The organism is Streptomyces sp. CNB091 (assembly GCF_000377965.1).
The window spans coordinates 1-16,354 of the sequence record NZ_KB899007.1; the positions used below are offsets into that span (position 1 = coordinate 1).

Annotated in this window: 16 protein-coding genes and 4 tRNA genes; 12 read left to right on the forward strand and 8 right to left on the reverse strand. The window is 72.6% G+C overall.

Going from position 1 to position 16,354, the window contains the following annotated elements; genetic code table 11:
* Positions 1-69: 69 nt before the first annotated feature.
* Positions 70-143, reverse strand: a tRNA-Cys gene (locus D581_RS0128075).
* 38 nt (positions 144-181) lie between these two features.
* Positions 182-254 (reverse strand) — tRNA-Gly (locus D581_RS0128080).
* A 145-nt stretch (positions 255-399) separates the two neighbouring features.
* Between D581_RS0128080 and D581_RS0128085 the strand changes: the two genes are divergently transcribed.
* The 3 genes from D581_RS0128085 (at position 400) to D581_RS0128095 (ending at position 3,183) form a co-directional block, all read left to right on the forward strand.
* Positions 400-1,458, forward strand: coding sequence for a chorismate-binding protein (locus D581_RS0128085; RefSeq protein WP_026290983.1), 1,059 nt, complete (start codon positions 400-402; stop codon positions 1,456-1,458).
* Positions 1,455-2,276, forward strand: a complete 822-nt coding sequence (locus D581_RS0128090; RefSeq protein ID WP_018960480.1) for an aminotransferase class IV — start codon at positions 1,455-1,457, stop codon at positions 2,274-2,276. Before D581_RS0128085 ends, D581_RS0128090 begins: the two co-directional genes overlap by 4 nt.
* Positions 2,277-2,346: 70 nt before the next feature.
* Positions 2,347-3,183: a GNAT family N-acetyltransferase gene (locus tag D581_RS0128095; RefSeq protein ID WP_018960481.1), complete on the forward strand. Its 837-nt coding sequence runs from the start codon at positions 2,347-2,349 to the stop codon at positions 3,181-3,183.
* A gap of 43 nt (positions 3,184-3,226) precedes the next feature.
* On the opposite strand, the gene D581_RS0128100 is transcribed toward D581_RS0128095, so the two are convergent.
* Positions 3,227-3,745: a DsbA family protein gene (locus D581_RS0128100; RefSeq protein WP_018960482.1), complete on the reverse strand. Its 519-nt coding sequence runs from the start codon at positions 3,743-3,745 to the stop codon at positions 3,227-3,229.
* A gap of 331 nt (positions 3,746-4,076) precedes the next feature.
* Between D581_RS0128100 and D581_RS0128105 the strand changes: the two genes are divergently transcribed.
* Together D581_RS0128105 and D581_RS1000000141730 are read left to right on the forward strand one after the other, a co-directional pair.
* On the forward strand, positions 4,077-4,550 hold the full coding sequence (locus D581_RS0128105; RefSeq protein ID WP_026290984.1) for a hypothetical protein: 474 nt from the start codon (positions 4,077-4,079) through the stop codon (positions 4,548-4,550).
* A gap of 205 nt (positions 4,551-4,755) precedes the next feature.
* Positions 4,756-4,911: a hypothetical protein gene (locus D581_RS1000000141730; protein ID WP_018960484.1), complete on the forward strand. Its 156-nt coding sequence runs from the start codon at positions 4,756-4,758 to the stop codon at positions 4,909-4,911.
* Between the two features lie 24 nt (positions 4,912-4,935).
* Here D581_RS1000000141730 and D581_RS0128115 read toward each other — a convergent pair whose 3' ends face one another.
* Positions 4,936-5,532, reverse strand: a complete 597-nt coding sequence (locus D581_RS0128115; protein WP_018960485.1) for a CGNR zinc finger domain-containing protein — start codon at positions 5,530-5,532, stop codon at positions 4,936-4,938.
* Between the two features lie 269 nt (positions 5,533-5,801).
* Positions 5,802-6,215 (reverse strand): SsgA family sporulation/cell division regulator, encoded by a 414-nt coding sequence (locus D581_RS0128120; RefSeq protein ID WP_003959770.1) that lies wholly within the window; start codon positions 6,213-6,215, stop codon positions 5,802-5,804.
* Between the two features lie 190 nt (positions 6,216-6,405).
* Here D581_RS0128120 and D581_RS0128125 point away from each other — a divergent pair, with 190 nt between their 5' ends.
* Together D581_RS0128125 and D581_RS0128130 are read left to right on the forward strand one after the other, a co-directional pair.
* Positions 6,406-6,861: a TIGR02611 family protein gene (locus D581_RS0128125; RefSeq protein ID WP_018960486.1), complete on the forward strand. Its 456-nt coding sequence runs from the start codon at positions 6,406-6,408 to the stop codon at positions 6,859-6,861.
* A gap of 55 nt (positions 6,862-6,916) precedes the next feature.
* Positions 6,917-6,988: transfer RNA gene (locus D581_RS0128130), tRNA-Val, on the forward strand.
* 110 nt (positions 6,989-7,098) lie between these two features.
* Here the strand turns inward: D581_RS0128130 and D581_RS0128135 are convergent.
* Complete coding sequence (locus D581_RS0128135) at positions 7,099-9,756, reverse strand: SCO7613 C-terminal domain-containing membrane protein (RefSeq protein WP_018960487.1); 2,658 nt, start codon at positions 9,754-9,756, stop codon at positions 7,099-7,101.
* A gap of 140 nt (positions 9,757-9,896) precedes the next feature.
* Between D581_RS0128135 and D581_RS0128140 the strand changes: the two genes are divergently transcribed.
* Positions 9,897-9,968 (forward strand) — tRNA-Val (locus D581_RS0128140).
* A 65-nt stretch (positions 9,969-10,033) separates the two neighbouring features.
* On the opposite strand, the gene D581_RS0128145 is transcribed toward D581_RS0128140, so the two are convergent.
* On the reverse strand, positions 10,034-10,759 hold the full coding sequence (locus tag D581_RS0128145; protein WP_018960488.1) for a 3'-5' exonuclease: 726 nt from the start codon (positions 10,757-10,759) through the stop codon (positions 10,034-10,036).
* Positions 10,760-10,985: 226 nt separating this feature from the next.
* On the opposite strand from D581_RS0128145, the gene D581_RS0128150 reads away from it, so the two are divergent.
* The 3 genes from D581_RS0128150 to thrS all read left to right on the forward strand — a co-directional run bounded on the left by D581_RS0128150 (position 10,986) and on the right by thrS (position 14,911).
* On the forward strand, positions 10,986-11,582 hold the full coding sequence (locus D581_RS0128150) for a DUF4365 domain-containing protein (RefSeq protein WP_018960489.1): 597 nt from the start codon (positions 10,986-10,988) through the stop codon (positions 11,580-11,582).
* Positions 11,582-12,835 (forward strand): hypothetical protein, encoded by a 1,254-nt coding sequence (locus D581_RS0128155; protein WP_018960490.1) that lies wholly within the window; start codon positions 11,582-11,584, stop codon positions 12,833-12,835. Before D581_RS0128150 ends, D581_RS0128155 begins: the two co-directional genes overlap by 1 nt.
* A gap of 99 nt (positions 12,836-12,934) precedes the next feature.
* Entirely contained in the window at positions 12,935-14,911 is a 1,977-nt protein-coding gene (gene thrS, locus D581_RS0128160) for a threonine--tRNA ligase (protein WP_018960491.1), read from the forward strand.
* Between the two features lie 99 nt (positions 14,912-15,010).
* Here thrS and D581_RS0128165 read toward each other — a convergent pair whose 3' ends face one another.
* Positions 15,011-15,688 carry a potassium channel family protein gene (locus D581_RS0128165; RefSeq protein ID WP_018960492.1) on the reverse strand — a complete coding sequence of 226 codons (678 nt, stop codon included), beginning with the start codon at positions 15,686-15,688 and terminating at the stop codon, positions 15,011-15,013.
* A gap of 66 nt (positions 15,689-15,754) precedes the next feature.
* Between D581_RS0128165 and D581_RS0128170 the strand changes: the two genes are divergently transcribed.
* Positions 15,755-16,330 (forward strand): HIT family protein, encoded by a 576-nt coding sequence (locus D581_RS0128170; protein WP_018960493.1) that lies wholly within the window; start codon positions 15,755-15,757, stop codon positions 16,328-16,330.
* Positions 16,331-16,354 lie beyond the last annotated feature (24 nt).

Below are 16,354 nucleotides of genomic sequence, written 5' to 3' on the forward strand. Positions count from 1 at the left end.
CGATACTGGGATTGAACCAGTGACCTCTTCCGTGTCAGGGAAGCGCTCTCCCGCTGAGCTAATCGTCCTTGGAGGTGGAGACGGGATTTGAACCCGTGTAGACGGCTTTGCAGGCCGTTGCCTCGCCTCTCGGCCACTCCACCAGGGATGGGGGCTCGGAAAGAATCCCCCACCTTCTGCGAGCGGACGACCAGGTTCGAACTGGCGACCTCAACCTTGGCAAGGTTGCGCTCTACCAACTGAGCTACGTCCGCTTGTCGTTTCCGGCCCGCTTGCGCGTCCCGGCGACGTGTTGAACTCTAGCGGATTCCTGGGCCAGTACAAAAACGCGTTTGTGCAGCGTGCTGCGGTGACCTCGCCCCGGCGCAGGTCACCGCGCACCGTCCTAGACTCGTTCGCGTGTCCGACCTCGCCCCCTTGGCCCGTTTCGACGGCCTCATCGCCTCCGGTCTGCAGGATGTGACCCATGATCCCGCGGCTCTCGACTCATCCGGCTTCTGGGCGGTATGTGCCGATTTTGAAGGGCGCATCGTCTGCGCCCGCTTCTCCGATGTGCGCAAGGAGGCAGTGCCCCCTCCCGTGCCCGGAGCGTGGCGCGGGCCCGCCACCGGGGACTGGATCTCCTCGCTGGACCGTGACGCCTACACGGCGGGCGTACGGCGGATCCGTGAACACATCGCGGCGGGCGACGTCTACCAGGCCAACCTCTGCCGGGTGCTGTCCGCGCCGCTCCCCGGCGGCGGGGCCGGTGCCGACGTCGATGCCCTGACCTCCCTGCTCGCCCGCGGCAACCCAGCCCCGTACGCGGGAACGATCCGGCTGCCGGGTCACGGCGTGGAGGTCGCCACCGCGTCGCCGGAACTCTTCCTCCGGCGCGACGGCCGGACCGTGGAGTCCGGGCCGATCAAGGGCACCGGCCGGACCGAGGACGACCTGCTGGCCAAGGACCACGCGGAGAACGTGATGATCGTGGACCTGGTCCGCAACGACCTGGGCCGGGTCTGCGCCACCGGAAGTGTGAGCGTGCCCGATCTCTGCGTCGTCGAGAAGCACCCGGGTCTGGTCCATCTCGTCTCCACCGTCCGAGGGCGGCTGGCCGACGGAGCGGGCTGGCCCGAGCTGTTCTCGGCGGCCTTCCCGCCCGGCTCGGTCACCGGGGCGCCGAAGTCCAGCGCGCTGCGGATCATCGCCGAGCTGGAGCGGGCCCCGCGCGGGCCGTACTGCGGTGCGATCGGCTGGGTCGACGCCGACCGGGGAACGGCCTCGCTCGCCGTCGGGATACGGACGTTCTGGATCGACCGGACCGGGCCCGCGCCGCGCTTGCGGTTCGGGACCGGGGCCGGGATCACCTGGGGATCGGACCCGGATCGCGAATGGGAGGAGACCGAACTCAAGGCCTCCCGGCTGCTCGCTGTAGCGTCGGGCGCGTATCCGGAGACAGGAAGGACCGCACTATGAGGATCTGGGTCAACGGCGGACTGCGGGACGCCGACGACGCCCGGCTGTCGGTGCTCGACCACGGGCTGACCGTGGGCGACGGCATCTTCGAGACGGTGCGTACGAGCGAGGGGCGCCCCTTCGCGCTGACTCGGCACCTCGACCGGCTCACCCGGTCCGCCCGGGGCCTGGGTCTGCCGGATCCGGACCACGACGAGATCCGCCGCGCGGCCGCCGCGGTCATCGACGCCAATCCCGTCGCCCTGGGGCGCCTGCGGATCACCTACACCGGCGGGCTGTCGCCGCTCGGCTCGGACCGGGGGACCGAGGGGCCGAGCCTCGTCGTCGCTCTCGACGGGGTGAAGCGCCGCCCGGACAGCACGGCGGTGATCACCGTCCCCTGGACGCGCAACGAACGCGGCGCGCTCGCCGGCCTGAAGACCACCTCGTACGCCGAGAACGTCGTCGCCCTGGCACGGGCGCGGGAACGGGGCGCGTCCGAGGCGCTGTTCCCCAACACCGCGGACCGCCTCTGCGAAGGCACCGGCTCCAACGTGTTCGTCGTCCTGGACGGCCGCGTCCACACCCCGCCGGTGGCCTCCGGCTGCCTCGCCGGGATCACCCGCGCGCTGGCCGTGGAGTGGACCGGGGCCGAGGAGACCGACCTTCCGATGGGCGTCCTCGCCGAGGCCGACGAGGTGTTCCTGACCTCGACGCTCCGCGATGTCCAGGCCGTGCACCGCCTCGACGACCGCGCGCTGACCCCGGAGATCGGACCGGTGACGGCGAAGGCCATGCGGATCTTCGCCGAGCGGTCCGGCGACGACCTCGACCCGTAACCGGCCCCGGCGGCCCCGGCGGCCCCGAAAAAGGGGTGACGGGGCGCCGCGCAGGGGATAAACACCCTTGATGACCACGACACTCCGGCCGTCCGGGCCGCTTCAGCAGGGCGCCGACGGCGCGCGGGCCCGCCACTACGACGTGTGCGACAACGGGCGGCCCGTCGGCGCCGTCTCGATCAGCACCGACGACGCGTTCGGCGCGACCGCCGGGGTGCTGCGCTCGCTCAGTGTCGAGGAGCCCCGGCGCAGGCGCGGCCGGGGCACCATCGCCGTGCTCGCCGCCGAGGAGGTGCTGCGGGGGTGGGGCTGCACCCGGGTACGGGTGGAGGTCCCCGCCGACAACGACCCGGCCCGCCGCCTCGCGGCCGCTCTCGGCTACACCGAACGCAGCCGCAACATGGTCAAGGACCTCGGCCCGGACACCGTCCGGCTTCCCGCGGGCCTCACCTCGCGCGCGATGGGCGACGAGGAGTTCGCCGCCTGGCGGCAGGACGCGGTGCGCACGTACGCACAGGAATGGGTCGACCGCGGCGTGCCGCCCGAGCAGGCCAGGCTCAAGTCCGATGCCGACCACGCCACCCTCCTGCCGGACGGACTGGCGACCGACGGGGTGCGTTTCGAGGTGCTGGTGCACGTGGGCGAGGTTGTCGGCCATGTGTGGGTGGCCCGCCGGGAGCTGCCGCCAGGCGGCGACGCCGGGTTCGTCTTCGACGTCGAGGTGCGTGAGGAACACCGGGGCCGCGGCCACGGCAGGACCCTGATGCTGCTCGCCGAGGACGTCACCCGCGCCTGGGGCGCGGACCGGCTCGGCCTGCACGTCTTCGCCTCCAACACGCCGGCCCTGCGGCTGTACGAGTCCCTCGGCTACGCGACGACGCGCTACAACCTGGCCAAGGCGCTGTAGCCGCTCCCCGGCCGCTGCTGCCCGCTTACCGGTGGCCGCGCCGCTACCGGTCCCGTGCGGCCAGGATGCCGTCGATGATCTCCTCGATCCGCTCGCGCAGCCCGTCCTGGCTCTTGCCGCCGTCCAGCCGCTCGTCTCCGATCACATAGGTGGGCGTGCCGGTGACGCCGATCGCCTTGCCCTCCGCCTGGTCGGCGTCGACGATGAGCAGGTGCCGGCCGTCGATCAGCGCCGTGTCGAACTCCTCGGCGTCCAGGCCCAGTTCCCGTGCCACGTCGAGGAGCACCGGCTCGCCCGTGCGGCCGAGGTCGGCGGTGCGGGACAGCAGCGCCTCGATGTACGGCCAGCCCTTCCCCTGGTCCGTCGCCTCCTCGGCGGCCTGGGCCGCGGCGTAGGCGTGCTGGTGCTTGTCCAGCGGGAAGTGCCGCAGCCGGATCTCGACGCGGTCCCCGTACCGGGCGCGCAGGGCGTGCACATCGTCGAGGGCTTGGTGGCAGTCGGGGCATTCGAGATCGCACCAGAGGTCGAGGACGACCGGTGCCGCGGGGGAGGAATCGCTCATGTGCCCAGTCTCCCAGGCCGGGCGGGCGCGACCCAACCGGGACCTGAGGGCTGTCCCGTCATCCCTGGCGGGCGCACGACGACAGCTACGGCACCTCGCCGCGTTGTCGGAACATCCCCATACATCCAGTATGCGGACGTCCCTCCGCCTTGCGATGCACCGCATCTGACGCCGCGCGCTGATCCACCAGGGATGAGCGGGACAGCCCTTGGCCACCCCCCGGGGAGGAGTCCGGCCCTGAAATGTCCCTGAGGTGGACGGCCACCGTGGCCCCGACGGCGGTCGCCGGTGCAGGATGGAAGGGACGTATCCCCTGCGCCTGGAGGCCCTGATGCTTGCCGAGACCATCTGTTCCGCGGTGTCGGCGGCCGGCCTCGGCATCGCCGCGGTGGCCGCGTACCGCAAGCGGTTCCTCACGGCGACGAGGATCGCCGCCTACTCCCTCGTCCCGGTCGGGCTCGTGCTGACCGGGGTCGTCGAGTGGGTCGCCGGGATCGCCTTCAAGCCGAGCGTCTGGCTCGGCTTCGGGGTGCTCGGCCTCTCCTGGCTGCTGTTCATGACCACCCGTGCCATCGAGCGCCGCAGCGGCACCACCCGCGCGGAACGCAAGGCCGCGCGGGCGGCCGGACGGAACGAGGCGGTGGCCCCGGCCGCCTCCGCTCCCTCGCTCGGCGCGGGCGGTGCGGCGGGACCCGCGGCAGCGGCCGCGAAGCCGAAGCCGCAGCCGAAGAAGAAGCAGGAGGCCGCCGCGCCCGGCGACGACTTCAGCGACATCGAGGCGATCCTCAAGAAGCACGGCATCTGAGAAAAGCACGGCGTCTGAAAGAAAGCACGGCATCCGAGACGGCGGCCGGCCCCTCGGGGGCGCGCGCTCGGGCCAACCGGCCCGAATGTCTGACGGATCCCCGTACGCCGGAGCGAATATCGATGGCCACGGGACGGTGAACTCCCGGGGGAATCAAGTCGGTTGATCGCCAACACGGCCGTGGGTGCGTCATGATCACTCCGAGATGGTGGACACTTCCCGGGGCGATGCCCCCGCACCCCCCGCCGAAGAGCCCCGCGGCTGTCTCTTCGCGCTCTCCCAGCCGCCCCTGATGATCTTCCTGACGGTGATCGGGGGCCTGCTGCTGATGGCCGCCCTGCACGATCTCTTCTTGCTGTGACGCCTCGCGCCACCGTGCGGGGCGTCAGCCCGCGGCTTCCTTGCGCCGGGCCCGGTACGCCGCGACGTGGAGCCGGTTCCCGCACGTACGGCTGGAGCAGTAGCGGCGGGAGCGGTTGCGCGACAGGTCGACGAACGCGTGCCCGCAGTCCGGGGCCTCGCAGCGCCGCAGGCGCTCCTGCTCGCCCGCCACGATGATGAAGGCCAGCGCCATGCCGCAGTCGGCCGCGAGATGGTCGGCGATCGAGGCGTCCGGGGCGAAGTAGTGCACGTGCCAGTCGTAGCCGTCGTGGTCCGTGAGCTGCGGGGTGGTTCCGGCCGCCGCGACGAGCCGGTTGACCAGGTCGGCGGCGGCGCGGGGGTCGGGCGCCGCGAAGACCTCGGCGAAACGGGCCCGGACGTCGCGAACGGCGGCCAGGTCCTTCTCGCCGAGCGTGCCGACCCCGCTGATGAGATGCCGCTCCGCGAAGGCGTACAGCGCGGCGATGTCGGCGAGACCGTCCTCGGATCCGCCCGCGAGTCCGCCCCCGGGGTCGTCCCGCGGCGGCTCGTTCTCCGGTGCGGTGTTCACCAGATCGACCACCGTGTCGAGGGCGATCCGGGTGTCGTGAGGGATCAGCACGCTTCGCTCCCTGGCCTTCCGGCGGGCGGGCGCCTGCCGATGGCGGCTGACTCTACTGGCTCGGCCGGCCGGCACCGGGTCCGGTGCGGGCCGGGCAGGGAGCGGAACGGGCCCCTCCGGCGCCTGGAAGGAGGAGCGCGGCGGCCGGGCGCACCGGCGCCGTCGTCGCGGTGGTTTCCGCGACGACGGCGCCGGTGTCTGCCCTATGCGGTTGTCAGCACGACGCCGTCGCCCCGAGTCGGACGGCGTAGAGCGGCTCTCTGCCTGGCTCAGCTCTCGGCCAGGATGTGGGAGAGCTCCGTGTCGAGATCGAAGTGACGATGCTCGGTGCCGGGCGGAACCGCGGCGTCGGTCCTCTTCAGGAACGACTCCAGGGCTCGCGCCGGGGCTTCGAGCAGGGCTTCTCCCTCTGGGGAGCTCAGGGCGATGCATACGACGCCTTGACCGTGACTACGAGATGGCCAGACGCGGACGTCTCCGGTGCCGGTGGGCCGGTGCAGCCCTTCGGCGAGGAGGTCGCGGGCGAATACCCATTCGACCGTCTCCTCCGCTCCGGTGTGGAAGGTGGCGTGCACGGCATAGGGATCGGCCGTGTCATACCGCAGGCCCGCGGGTACAGGCAGTGAGGACTCGCTCGACACAACGAGGCGCAGGTGCAGCTCGCAGCTGACCGTGGTGTTCATAAGCGCCAGGGCCTTTCGCTCAGTGTGCGCTCGGGGATTCGCACGTCGGCGAAATCGACATGCCACCTACGGTGACGTTGTAAACCCCTCTGACCCATTTGTGATGCTTCGGGTCCCTCGCTCAGCGGCGTGTAACTTTGAGTTATGCGCCCATTCCAGTGACGAGGACAGGTCGGGTAAGTTGAGCTTCATGAACGCGGAGAGTGACGAGCGGAGCGAGGCCGCCGACCAGGCGGCCCCGGCATCCGCCACGGGGGAATCGGACCGGGTGGAGCGTGAGCTGGGCTCGCGGGCGCCGGGTTTCATCAAGGCGTCGAAAGCGCTCCATCTGAGCTGGCAGGTCGGCGTCTTCATCGTCGGTCTCGGCGTGGTGATCGCGGGCGTGCTCATGCTGGTGCTGCCGGGCCCCGGCTGGCTGGTGATCTTCGGCGGTATGGCGATCTGGGCGACCGAGTTCGTCTGGGCCCAACTGGTGCTGCGCTGGACCAAGCGCAAGGTCACCGAGGCGGCGCAGCGGGCCATGGATCCCAAGGTCCGGCGACGCAACATCATCCTCACCACGCTGGGGCTCGTGATCATGGCGGTGCTGGCCGGGATCTACGTCTGGAAGTTCGGGCTCACCATGCCGTGGAAGATCAGCGAGTAGCCCGGGGGACGGTCCGGGAGCACCGCTGACATGGGGTAATGTTTGCGGTGCGCCCGGGCGATTAGCTCAGTGGGAGAGCGCTTCGTTCACACCGAAGAGGTCACTGGTTCGAACCCAGTATCGCCCACCCGGACAGAGGGCCCGGGAGACGGATTCCGTCTCCCGGGCCCTCTGCGTTGCCCTCTGGGTCCGGTCCGGGAGCCGCTGTGACCGGCGTGCCCCCGGACCGGGCGTGGCTCACCGCATCCGCCCCAGCGCCTCCCTGAGCCGACGCGCGTCGCGCAGCCGCTGCTCGTACGTCGCTCCCGCCACCAGCATCAACAGCCCGGCCAGGGCCGGCGGCAGCCAGCGGGGGAGGGCGCCCGCGACCTGCACCACGTACGGCGCCAGCTCGTGCAGCCCGTCCAGTGCCAGCACGGCCCCACCGAGCAGCAGCAGCGCCTGGAGGCGGTAGCGCGCGCCGAGCAGGGTGATCACCAGCGCCGCCACCCCCAGCAGCAACGGCCGGAGCCAGTCCGTGTCGGTCCAGGCGACCGCCATGCTCGGCAGCAGCGTCGCCGCGAGCCCCGGCCCGTACGCCGTCCACGACGAGGCCTCCGGGTCCCGGCGCCGCCGCAGCACACCGACCACCAGCGCGGGCACGGTCACCGGCAGCGTGTACGCCTCCGGGAACGACACCTCCGAGGCCGCCAGCCGCACCCACGTGGCCAGCACGAACAGCGCCGCCGCCAGGTAGCCCGCCACCGGCCGCCGCTCCGGCCGCACCGCCGCCCCCGCGGCCAGCACCCCGCACAACGCCAGCACCAGGGCCAGGAACGGCGCGTCGGACATCGCGAGCCCCACGGCCACCACCGCACCCAGCGCGCCCGTCAGCTCCACCGGCAACGCCACCGGGTTCCGCCGCAGCCGTGCCCCGAGCAGCACCGTCAGCGCGGGCACCACGAGCACCAGCGGCGCGGTCTCCTGCGGGGCGAGGCCCAGCGACCGGCCCGCCAGCCCCGTGAGCACGGTGCCCCAGACCACCGCGGCGACCGCGAACACCGCACGCGGCAACGCGGCTCCCGCCCGGACCGCCGCCCCGGCGAACAGGGCCGCCAGCGCGCCGGACACCGCGTAGGAGGCCCCCTCGGACGCCAGCGACAGCACCCCGACGCTCACCGCCCCGGCCACCGCCGCAACCAGGGCGCACACCGGCATCGCGGTCGCGCCCCGGCCGCTCCCGGTGCCCCGGACCGCCAGAGCGAGCAGACCGCCCACCAGAGCCGTCTCCCCGGCCACCGCGAGCGCGTAGGGCACGTCCAGCAGCGCCCCGGCCAGCAGCAACGCGCCCCAGCCGAGAGCCACCGCCCCAGCACCGACGACCCCGCGCGGGCTGGCCGCGGAAGGCCGCCTGCCGGCACCGGCCCCAGCACCGGACCAGGCGGTCCAGCCGGACCAGCCGGGCCAAGGCGCTGCGGCTCCGACCGCTCCCGGCGCTCCCGGCGCTCCCGGTACTCCCGGTACTCCCGGTACTCCCGGTACTCCCGGTACTCCCGCTCCCGGCGTGCCGGTGTCCGCCGTCCTCGGCGCGGCCAACGGCGCCGAGATCCGCACGAGCGACGGCCACCACCGGTGCGCCGCCCCCAGCAGCCCGGCCACCAGCGCGAGCACCACCGGGGCCGCGGCCAGCTCCGACCACGGCAGCGTCGCCCCCAGCGCCGACCGGAAGCCCTCCGGCGACCCCGCCCACACGTCCGACAACAGCGTCCCCGGACCCAGCAGTACCACCGCGAGCGGCCGCAGCGCCCACACCAGGGCGCCGGCCACCACCACCCCCGACGCCGCCAGCACCCCGCGCGCCGCGTCCCTCGGCACCCCCGCCCGTACGACCCCGGTCAGGGCGAGGCCGCACAGCAGATACGCGAGCACCCGCCAGCCGTCCGGCAGCGCGGCGGCAGGTACGCCGCCCACCGCGGCCACCGCCGCGAGGCCCGCCACCACGCCGCCCGTCCGTGCGAAACCCTTCGGCGCGCGCCACGCTCCGGCCAGGGCCGCCGCGGCCGCGGCCAGCAGCAGCGCGCCCGGAGCCGCCGCCCCGAGCGGCCCGGCGGCCGTCGCGGAGAGCGCCAGGCCCACCATCAGGGCCGAGAACCCCATCGCCGATCCACCGACGCACGCCGTGACCCGCACCCCGGCGCCCTTGCCCCACAGGGCGATCGCTCCGTCCAGCACCGCGGTCGCCAGCAGCGCCCACCCGACTACCGGCGCCGGAGCGCCCGCGGCCCAGGCCCAGAACAGCAGCGGCCACTGCGCCAGCACCACGGCGGCCGGCAACGGCAGGCGCAGCGTGCCCAGCGCCAGCCCGTACGCCGTCCACAGCGCCGCGAGCACCGCCGCCGCGGCGGCCGTGAAGCCGAGCCCGTCGGCGTCGGGCGCGGCCACCGCGTGGACCGCGTAGACGTCCAGCAGCGTCAGCACCAGGGCCAGGGCGGCCAGCACCTCGGCGGTGGCCGCCAGCCCCCGCCGCAGCAGCACCGCCGGGGCGGCCAGCGCCCCCAGGGTCACCACGGCCAGCACGGCCGACCGGCCGCCGATCCCCATCGAACCCCAGCTCACCAGGGTGAACGCGACGGCCGCGACCGTCAGCAGCAGACCGCCCAGCGTCAGCAGGACGTTCTGCGCGCCGCGCGGGGCGGACGGCTGCTTCGGCACATAGCCCCACGGCCGCGCGGGCGCGCCGGGAGGCGCTCCCCAGCCGGACGGGTTCCAGCCCGGGGCGGCCGTCGGCGCGGGCGGCCGCAGCGCGGCGAGCAGCCAGGTGCGCCGGGTCAGCAGCTGGGCCCGGCGGGCGTCCAGCTCGGCCAGTTCTCGGTCGAGGCGGGCCAGTTCCTCGGCGGGCGGGGGCACGTGTTCCATGTACGGGAGTGTGGGCCCGGCCCCCCGGCCCGTACATGCGCTCGGATACTCACTTCCCGGCCGCGGCGCCCTGAGTAGAGCCCCACCCGCAAGCGGTTTGAACGAAGCCCTCGGAGCCCTGTATGGTTCAACCCGTTCCCGGGCGATTAGCTCAGTGGGAGAGCGCTTCGTTCACACCGAAGAGGTCACTGGTTCGAAACCAGTATCGCCCACCGGGGAAAGCCGGTCCGCCAGCATCACGCGGACCGGCTTTCGCATGTCCCACGCCTCGAAACCCTCACGCCGCAGCGGGCAGTTCCGGGCGCAGCGGCCACGCCGGATCCACCGTCTCCGGCGTCCCGCTCTTCGCGAACCACGCCTCCAGGCCCCGCGCCTGGGCCGCGTGCCAGGTCGCCTGCAAGGCGTGCAGCTCGGACGGCGACACCCGCTCCAGCCGGGCCGAGAAGCGCCGGCACACCGCCCGCACCAGCTCCAGCGAGGCCGTCGCGTCGGCTGCCGCGTCATGGGCGCCGTCGAGCACCACCTCGTAACTCGCGCACAGATCCGTGAGCGTACGACGGCCCTTGCGGTAGCGGTCCAGGTGCTTGTCCAGCACCCGCGGATCCACGACGCGCATCGGCACCCCGTCCAGATAGCCGGCCAGCGACGACGCCCGGTGCCGTCTCAGCTCGCGGTCCAGCAGCGTCAGGTCGAAGGGGGCGTTCATCACCACCAGCGGCCGCCCGGTCGCGCAGCTCTCCGCCAGCGCCCGGGCTATCTCGTCCATCACCGGGGCGGGCCAACGCCCGTTGCGCTGAAGGTGATCGTCGGTCAGGCCGTGGATCCCGGTCGCCCCCGGCGGAACCGGGACCCCCGGATTGACCAGCCAGCGCGTGACGCGGACGCGACCGCCCGCGGTGTCCTGCGCGACGAGAGCGGCCGAAACGATCCGGTCCCGCTCGACGTCCACGCCTGTTGTCTCCGTGTCAAAAGCGGCCAGTGGCCCCTCGAACCAGTGCATCATCCCCGAACTCCTCGCACCCGCACGGCAGATGGAGTGATTCCTCTGCCCGATATCGGTGATACCCGGGCTGTTTGCCTGATACGCCGTTTGCGGGCGGTCCGATGCGGTGACAACACAGGTGAGACGCCGGGCAGTTGCCTCCGACGTCCGTCGATCCGCCCAGCCCACCACACCCGCCGGCAGACCACCTGCCATCGATCGGCACGCCCGGAAGGCACACGGAGCCATGGCGCTCGCGCAGCCCGACCCCGGGGGGACCGCCCGCGCCGAGGCCATCGGGCCCCGGCCGCCGCAGCAGCCCGACGCGCCGCTGCGCGGCTCCCTCGCCACCACCGCCTGCATGGAGACCCTTCAGGTGGGATATCTGCACGCCGTCGCGGCGGCGGCGGGATGCTCCCTGTCCCAGCCCTTCCCCGACAACGGCATCGACTGGCACGTCAGCCACGGCGCCCCGGCCCACACCGTCGACGACGAAGTGACCATCAAGGTGCAGCTCAAATGCACCTACCAGATACCGCCGCACCCGGCGGGCGGGGCGTTCTCCTTCACGCTCGACAACGCCCACCTCGTCAAGCTCGCCCGCAGCCCGGTGTCGGTGCACAAGATCCTGGTCGTGATGATCGTCCCCCGCAGCCGGGACGACTGGCTGCGCGCCGGGCCCGGGGGCCTCGACCTGCGCCACTGCTGCTACTGGACCAACCTGGCCGGCCACGCGGTGACGGGCCGGCACCGGACCACTGTGCGCATCCCGACCTCACGGATCTTCGACGACCGCGCACTCTGCGACATCATGGCCCGGGTCGGGGCCGGAGGGAGACCCTGATGCACCGGTCGATGGACGAGCCCACGGGCGGAGCCGGACTGCCCGCCGCCCGCTCGCATCCCACCGCCCGCCCCGGGCCCCCGCCACTCGCCGGGGCCGGTGAGGAACTCCCCGACCCCGCCGTCCTCGGGGCCCTCCTGCGCCGGCACGGCTGGCAGCGGCGCGGGGGAGCACCTGGACGCTACGGCCGCTGGACCCCGCCCGGATCCGCCGCGGGGACGACCAGCCTGCTGGTGCCCGAGAGCGCGGGCTTCCCCGACAGCGGGGAGCTGATCGAGGAGGCCCTAGACGCCCTCGGCCGCAGCGCCGCCCCCTCCGCCCGCGACGTCCTCCTCTCCCTCACCCTGCCCAGCGACGAGATCCGCTGGTGGCGCGAGGTCCCCGAGTCGGCGGCCGCAGCCGCGGGCGCCGCCGCCTGGACCGAGGCGGAGGAGCTGCGCTCGGCCGCCCGGCAGGTCCTCATGGCCGGTGCCCTCGCGGCCCGCGGCCGGGCCGGCTACCACGGGGCCCGGCACCGCCGGAAAGCGCGCGCCGCCCTGGACGACGCCCTGATCGGGCCCGGAGCCGACGGCCGGAGCCTCACCGCGTACGTCCCCGTCGCCTCCGGCCGCGCCGTCGCGGTGCGGCTCTGCCACGCCCTGCACGCCACCCGCGAGGCGGTGGACTACCAGCGGGCCACCGGCGGCATGGAGGCCTTCGACAGCGCGGTCGCGGCGGGCGCCGGCCGGGAGCTGACCGAGGCGCTGATCGCCCTGGTACGCGGCTCCGAGGGGGCCCGGATCGACCTGCGGTGGGCGCCCGCCGCAGGCACCCCGGACGGCTGCCCGGCCCGCCCCGCGCCCGTCGAGTTCTCCCCGGGCGACCTGCCCGCCCTGCGCGCCGCCGGAGCCCGCTACCTCCGCGACGAACCCGCCGTGCAGGTGCGGCTGACCGGCGCGGTGGTCCGGCTGCGCCGCTCGGGGCCGCGCGGCGCCGGAATCGTACGGCTGCGGGTACTGGCCGGGGCCGAGGTCGCGCACGTCCGCGTGGAGCTGGACGAGGAGGCGTACCGCATCGCGGGCCACGCCCACCTGGTCGGACTGCCGCTCCGGGTGGAGGGGCGGCTGGAGAACCGGGGCGGCTTCCGGCGGCTCACCGGGGCCTGTCAGGTCGCGCCCGTCCAGGTCGACGAAGCCGAACGGGACCGGCTGATGAAGGCCCTCCAGGAGAACGTGGACTTCTTCGAGGAGGCGTGCGCGGGGGAGGAGCCGTAGCCCGGCGCGGAAGGCGTTCGCGCCGGGGCCTGGGGGCTCGGTACGATTCGTATTGCTTAGCCATACGAAGGCAGGCATCCCCTCAGTCAGGAGAGACCGGTGTCAGACGTCCGTGTGATCATCCAACGCGATTCCGAGCGGGAAGAGCACGTGGTGACGACGGGCACGACGGCCGGCGAGCTCTTCCCCGGTCAGCGCACCGTCGTCGCCGCGCGCATCGGCGGCGAGTTGAAGGACCTCTCCTACGAGCTCCAGGACGGCGAGAGCGTCGAGCCGGTGGAGATCTCCTCCGAGGACGGCCTGAACATCCTGCGCCACTCCACCGCGCACGTCATGGCCCAGGCCGTGCAGGAGCTCTTCCCCGACGCGAAGCTGGGCATCGGCCCGCCGGTCAAGGACGGCTTCTACTACGACTTCGACGTCGAGAAGCCGTTCACGCCCGAGGACCTCAAGGCCATCGAGAAGAAGATGCAGGAGATCCAGAAGCGGGGCCAGAAGTTCTCCCGCCGCGTGGTCTCCGACGAGGCCGCCCGCGAGGAGCTGGCCGACGAGCCGTACAAGCTGGAGCTCATCGGCATCAAGGGTTCCGCCTCCTCGGACGACGGCGCGGACGTCGAGGTGGGCGGCGGCGAGCTGACCATCTACGACAACCTCGACCCGAAGACCGGCGACCTGTGCTGGAAGGACCTCTGCCGGGGTCCGCACCTGCCCACCACCCGGTTCATCCCGGCGTTCAAGCTGATGCGCAACGCCGCGGCGTACTGGCGCGGCAGCGAGAAGAACCCGATGCTCCAGCGCATCTACGGCACCGCCTGGCCGACCAAGGACGAGCTGAAGGCGCACCTGGAGTTCCTGGAGGAGGCCGCCAAGCGCGACCACCGCAAGCTCGGCAACGAGCTGGACCTCTTCTCCTTCCCCGACGAGATCGGCCCCGGCCTCGCGGTCTTCCACCCCAAGGGCGGCGTCATCCGCCGGGCCATGGAGGACTACTCGCGCCGCCGTCACGAGGAGGAGGGCTACGAGTTCGTCTACAGCCCGCACGCCACCAAGGGCAAGCTCTTCGAGAAGTCCGGCCACCTGGACTGGTACGCCGACGGCATGTACCCGCCCATGCAGCTCGACGACGGGGTGGACTACTACCTCAAGCCGATGAACTGCCCGATGCACAACCTGATCTTCGACGCGCGGGGCCGCTCGTACCGCGAACTGCCGCTGCGTCTCTTCGAGTTCGGCACGGTGTACCGGTACGAGAAGTCGGGCGTCGTGCACGGCCTGACCCGCTCGCGCGGCTTCACGCAGGACGACGCGCACATCTACTGCACCAAGGAGCAGATGGCGGAGGAGCTCGACCGCACCCTCACCTTCGTGCTGAACCTGCTCCGGGACTACGGGCTCACCGACTTCTACCTGGAGCTCTCCACCAAGGACCCGGAGAAGTACGTCGGCTCCGACGAGACCTGGGAAGAGGCCACCGAGACGCTGCGTCAGGTCGCCGAGAAGCAGGGCCTGCCCCTGGTCCCGGACCCGGGCGGCGCCGCGTTCTACGGCCCGAAGATCTCCGTGCAGTGCAAGGACGCCATCGGCCGTACCTGGCAGATGTCGACCGTGCAGCTTGACTTCAACCTGCCGGAGCGCTTCGACCTGGAGTACACCGGGCCTGACGGCTCCAAGCAGCGCCCGGTCATGATCCACCGTGCCCTGTTCGGCTCCATCGAGCGCTTCTTCGCCGTGCTCCTGGAGCACTACGCGGGCGCGTTCCCGGTCTGGCTCGCCCCGGTGCAGGCCGTCGGCATTCCGATCGGCGACGCCCACATCCCCTACCTCCAGGAGTTCGCCGCCAAGGCGCGCAAGCAGGGGCTGCGGGTGGACGTGGACGCCTCCTCGGACCGGATGCAGAAGAAGATCCGCAACGCGCAGAAGGCGAAGACGCCCTTCATGCTCATCGTGGGTGACGACGACATGAACGCGGGCACGGTGTCCTTCCGCTACCGCGACGGTTCGCAGGAGAACGGCGTTCCGGTCGACCAGGCGCTGGCCAAGTTGGTCGATGTGGTCGAGCGCCGAGTCCAGGCGTGACCGGTCCCCGCTGACGCGGGGGTGCTCCGAAGATTCGGAACCAGCACAAGACGAAGGTTCCGTCGTCCCCGCACAGGCGGGGCTCGGCCCCCCGGAGCGCTACCCGCGCTCCGGGGGCCGTCTCTCGTCCTCCCGGGTGAACACCTGGATCAGCCAGGACGAGAACGACCCCGTGACCGCGCCCAGCAGCGCCAGGCCGCCGGCCATCAGCCCCGCCGCGACCGTCCGGCCCCAGAACGTGACCGGTGCGGCGTCCCCGTAACCGACCGTCGTGAGCGTCGCGCACGCCCACCACACCGCGTCGCCGAAGGTACGGATGGAGGCGCCGGGGGCCGTGTGCTCCAGGTGGTAGACCGCGAGCGAGGCGGCGAAACCGAGCAGGGCGGCGGTCAGGCCCGCGTACGAGATCACTCGCGCGTACAGACCGAGCCGCGGGCGGTCGCGGCGTCGCTGCACCGCCGTGTACACCTTGACCATGCGCAGCGGGCGCAGCAGCGGCAGCAGCAGGACCAGGGTGTCGAGCCAGTGCGTGCGCGGGAAGCGCGCGCCCAGTCCGCTGAGCCGCAGCCGGGCCCCGTAGTCCACGAGGAACAGCAGCCAGGTCGACCAGACGAGGATCAGGGCGAGGTCGTTCCAGGGCTCGTCGTCGTGAGGGGTCAGCACCCGGACCGCGTAGCCGGTCAGGAAGAGCAGCCCCGCGGCGAAGAGCGGAACCTCCGTGCGCCGCTCCCAGCGGGTCAGCCGGGCGGGTGGCTCGGGGGCGGGTCCGTCGCTCATCGCCTCAGCATCGCGGGCGGCCGGGCGGTGCGGCCCCGGCGACACGCTCCGCCGGAGTGACGCAATATGCTGATCGGCATGACGAGTGAGCCGGAGCAGCAGATCGGCGTGGGGACGCCCGACGCATTCCAGCGCCTGTGGACTCCCCACCGGATGGCGTACATCCAGGGCGAGAACAAGCCGAGCGGCCCGGGCGCGGAGGACGGTTGTCCGTTCTGTTCGATCCCCGCCAAATCCGACGAGGACGGGCTCCTCGTGGCGCGCGGCGAGCACGTCTACGCGGTGCTGAACCTGTACCCGTACAACGGTGGTCACCTCATGGTCGTCCCCTACCGTCATGTGGCCGACTACACCGAGCTGGACGGCCCGGAGACGGCGGAGCTGGCGGACTTCACCAAGCGGGCGATGGGCGCGCTGCGGGCGGCCTCCGGGGCGCACGGCTTCAACATCGGCATGAACCAGGGCTCCGTGGCCGGCGCCGGGATCGCCGCGCATCTGCACCAGCACCTGGTGCCGCGCTGGGGCGGGGACGCCAACTTCATGCCGGTCATCGGCCACACCAGGGTGCTGCCCCAGCTGCTGGGCGACACCCGGGCGATGCTGGCCGACGCCTGGCCGAAGGGCGAGCTGCCTGCCCGCTGAGCGCGGTACGTGAAAGGGGGAGGG